This is a genomic window from Sphingobium sp. ba1, assembly GCF_000743655.1.
Lineage (GTDB): Bacteria > Pseudomonadota > Alphaproteobacteria > Sphingomonadales > Sphingomonadaceae > Sphingobium.
Genome location: NZ_JPPQ01000070.1, coordinates 13283 through 16440, shown reverse-complemented (window position 1 = coordinate 16440; position 3158 = coordinate 13283). Strand labels below are relative to the sequence as shown.

The following is a 3158-nucleotide window of genomic DNA, read 5'->3' as shown; positions in this document are numbered from 1 at the left end:
GATGCACCCTGTCTTCGAGGAGCATGGCATAAAGCGCCTCGCGCCCGCCGATATGCAGGCGCAGGTCCAGCCCTGCTTCCAGCAGCGGAGCCAGTCGGGGCGTGATCATCTCTCCCAGCAGGTCCGACGGTGCGGCGATGTGGACCGTGCCCGAGATGCGCGACGATCGGGCCCGCGCGCTGGCCAGTGCCGATTCCGCCGTGTCGAGGCTGCTTCCGATCGAAGCCGCCAGATCGTCGGCAATCGCTGTTGGTCGAACACCCCGCGAATGGCGATCAAACAAGGGACGGCCCAATTGCGCCTCGAGCGATGCGATGTGCTGCGACGCAGCCGGTTGGGTAATGCCGATTGCCCGGGCCGCCTCGCTCAGTGAACGACGGCGGTAGACTTCGACGAAGGTGCGCAACTGCAGGAGGGACATTGCGGTTCCATAAGCGGATTTATGGCCGTCCGCCATTCCCGCTGGATTTCATGATGCCGTTCCCGGCGTATCTAAGCCGCCGAAAGGCACGATCGAATGAAAAATCGCCGCCAACTGCTGAAAGCTCTCACAGCTGTCTTTGTGGCGGGTGCGGCTGCGCCGGGTGCGTTTGCTCGTGTCCCCGACATCAATGGAACAGGACAATTGACGATGACCCGCATTCTGATGGTGGCCACCTCCGCCGACCGCATGACCCCCGGCACCGAACCGACGGGTGTCTGGCTCGAGGAACTTACCACCCCGTATTATGCCTTCCGCGATGCGGGCGCCGAGGTGACGCTTGCCTCGATCAAGGGCGGCGCCATCCCCGTCGACCAGCGCAGCGTCAATGCCGACGGCGAGAACGACGCTTCGGTCGAGCGCTATCTGAAGGACGAGGCCCTGAAGGCCGAGGTTGTCGGCACGCCGGTGTTCACCAGCATCGATCCCGGCGGCTACGACGCGCTGTTCCTGCCCGGTGGCCACGGCACCATGTTCGATTACCCCGGCAGCGACGAACTGGCCCGCCTGGTCGAACGCTTCGACCGCGAAGGCAAGATCGTCGCCGCCGTCTGTCATGGACCGGCAGGGCTGGTCTCGGCGAAGAAGGCCGATGGCACGCCCCTCGTGGCTGGCCGCCGTGTCGCGGGCTTCACCGACAGCGAGGAGCGCGCGGTCGGCCTCGATCAGGCGGTGCCGTTCCTGCTCGAAACGCGCCTCAAGGAACTTGGGGGCAAGCACGAGGGCGGCCCCGATTTTGCCCCCTTCGCCCTACGCGACGGCAATCTGGTGACCGGTCAGAACCCCGCCAGCGCGGCGCGCACCGCGGAACTCGTGATGGAAGCCCTCAAGGAAAAGGTCGCCTGATCATGCGCTATCTCCACACCATGCTGCGCGTCGCCGATCCCGAGTCGTCGATCCGTTTCTTCACGCTGCTGGGCCTCAAGGAGACCCGGCGCATGGAGAACCAGGCCGGGCGTTACACGCTGATCTACCTTGCCGCCGACGAGGATTTCCGCGGCGACGGCGAGCAGGGCGATGCCGAGGTCGAGCTGACGTACAACTGGCCGCCCGAGGACGGCAGCCCTGCCGAGACATACACGGGGGGCCGAAACTTCGGCCATCTCGCCTATCAGGTCGACGACATCTACGAAATCTGCGCGCGGCTGCAGGCGGGCGGCGTGACGATCAATCGCCCCCCGCGCGACGGGCACATGGCGTTCGTCCGCTCTCCGGACGGGATCTCGATCGAACTGCTGCAGCAGGGCGAACACAAGGCTCCGGTCGAACCCTGGGCCTCCATGCCCAACACGGGCGAATGGTGATGGCGAAATTGTTCGAAACGATTGAGGTTGGCGGGCTGCGGCTCGCCAACCGCATCGTTATCGCGCCGATGTGCCAGTATTCGGCAGTCGACGGCGCGATGACCGACTGGCACCAGATGCATCTCGGGGAGTTGGCGCTCTCGGGCGCGGGCGCGCTGACGATAGAGGCGACCGCGGTCAGCCCGGAAGGGCGCATCACCTACGGTGACGTCGGCCTGTACGATGACCGTACCGAAGCGGCGATGCGAAGCGTGCTCGAAAGTGTGCGCCGTTGGTCGGACATGCCGCTTATCATCCAGCTGGCCCATGCCGGCCGCAAGGCGAGCTGCGCCAAGCCGTGGCACGGCGGAACGCAGATCGCCCCCGATGCGGAGAATGGCTGGCAGACCGTGGCACCCAGCGCCATCCCATTCGCTCCGGACGACCATCCCCCTGTCGAACTGGACGAGTCAGGGCTTGCCCGCATCCGGGAGGCGTTCGCGGATGCCGCCCGGCGCGCCGGCAGGCTCGGCATCGAAGCCATCCAGATCCACGCCGCGCATGGCTATCTGCTCCACGAGTTTCTTTCGCCGATCTCCAACCGGCGCGGCGACGACTACGGCGGCAGCCTCGACAACCGGATGCGGTTCCCGCTCGAAGTGTTCGATGCCGTGCGCGAAGCATTTCCGGCCGACCGCCCGGTGACCGTCCGCGTTTCCGGGACCGACTGGGTTGAAGGCGGCTGGACGGCGGAGGAAACCGCATTGTTTGCACAGCAGCTGGAGCGGCGCGGTTGTTCGGCAATCCACGTCTCCGGCGGCGGCCTCGACCCGCGCCAGCAGATCCCTGTCGGCCCCGGCTATCAGGTGCCGCTGGCGCGGACGGTCAAGGACGCGGTCGCCATGCCTGTCGTGGCGGTCGGAATGATCACCGATCCGCATCAGGCGGAGCGCATCCTCGAAGACCGGCATGCCGACGCCATAGCGATAGCCCGCGCTGCGCTGTGGGATCCGCGCTGGCCCTGGCACGCCGCCGCCGCGCTTGGCGCATCGGTCAAGGCGCCCCCGCAATATCTCCGGTCCGAGCCCCAGGAAGCGGGCCGCATTCTCAAGGAAATGATCCCATGAAAATCTCCGTCAAACTGCTTCTTGCCGCGGGCGCGGCTTTAACGCTCGCCGCCTGCTCGACGACCCGCGAGAGTGCATCCGCGCCCCAGATCGAACAGGTCGCGACCTTCGATGGCGCGATGCCGACTGGCGTGACCGTCGCCCCCAACGGGCGCATTTTTGTCAACTTCCCGCAATGGGGCGACAACGCGCCGTTCACGGTGGCCGAGTTGGTCGACGGCAAGGCGGTGCCTTATCCCGACGCCGCGACCAACCGGCCCGATCCGG

Annotated in this window: 4 protein-coding genes and 1 pseudogene; 4 read left to right on the top strand and 1 reads right to left on the bottom strand. The window is 66.3% G+C overall.

Features of this window, described 5'->3' with window-relative positions:
- The coding region (locus IL54_RS18950) for a LysR family transcriptional regulator (protein WP_037479519.1) at nt 1-421 on the bottom strand (421 nt) is incomplete at its 3' end.
- 210 nt (nt 422-631) lie between these two features.
- Between IL54_RS18950 and IL54_RS18945 the strand changes: the two genes are divergently transcribed.
- The 4 genes and pseudogenes from IL54_RS18945 to IL54_RS23745 form a co-directional block, all read left to right on the top strand.
- Nucleotides 632-1327 (top strand): type 1 glutamine amidotransferase domain-containing protein, encoded by a 696-nt coding sequence (locus IL54_RS18945; protein ID WP_037479462.1) that lies wholly within the window; start codon nt 632-634, stop codon nt 1325-1327.
- Nucleotides 1327-1785 carry a VOC family protein gene (locus IL54_RS18940; protein WP_037479517.1) on the top strand — a complete coding sequence of 153 codons (459 nt, stop codon included), beginning with the start codon at nt 1327-1329 and terminating at the stop codon, nt 1783-1785. Before IL54_RS18945 ends, IL54_RS18940 begins: the two co-directional genes overlap by 1 nt.
- Nucleotides 1785-2891, top strand: coding sequence for an NADH:flavin oxidoreductase/NADH oxidase (locus IL54_RS18935; protein ID WP_409592751.1), 1107 nt, complete (start codon nt 1785-1787; stop codon nt 2889-2891). Before IL54_RS18940 ends, IL54_RS18935 begins: the two co-directional genes overlap by 1 nt.
- Nucleotides 2888-3158 (top strand): annotated as a pseudogene (locus IL54_RS23745) (L-dopachrome tautomerase-related protein); the annotation flags it as partial. The gene IL54_RS18935 and the pseudogene IL54_RS23745, both read left to right, overlap by 4 nt.

Excerpts from the sequence above, each read along its gene's own strand:
- IL54_RS18945 (WP_037479462.1), top strand. The coding sequence starts at position 632 with ATGACCCGCATTCTGATGGTGGCCACCTCCGCCGACCGCATGACCCCC.
- IL54_RS18935 (WP_409592751.1), top strand. The coding sequence starts at position 1,785 with ATGGCGAAATTGTTCGAAACGATTGAGGTTGGCGGGCTGCGGCTCGCC.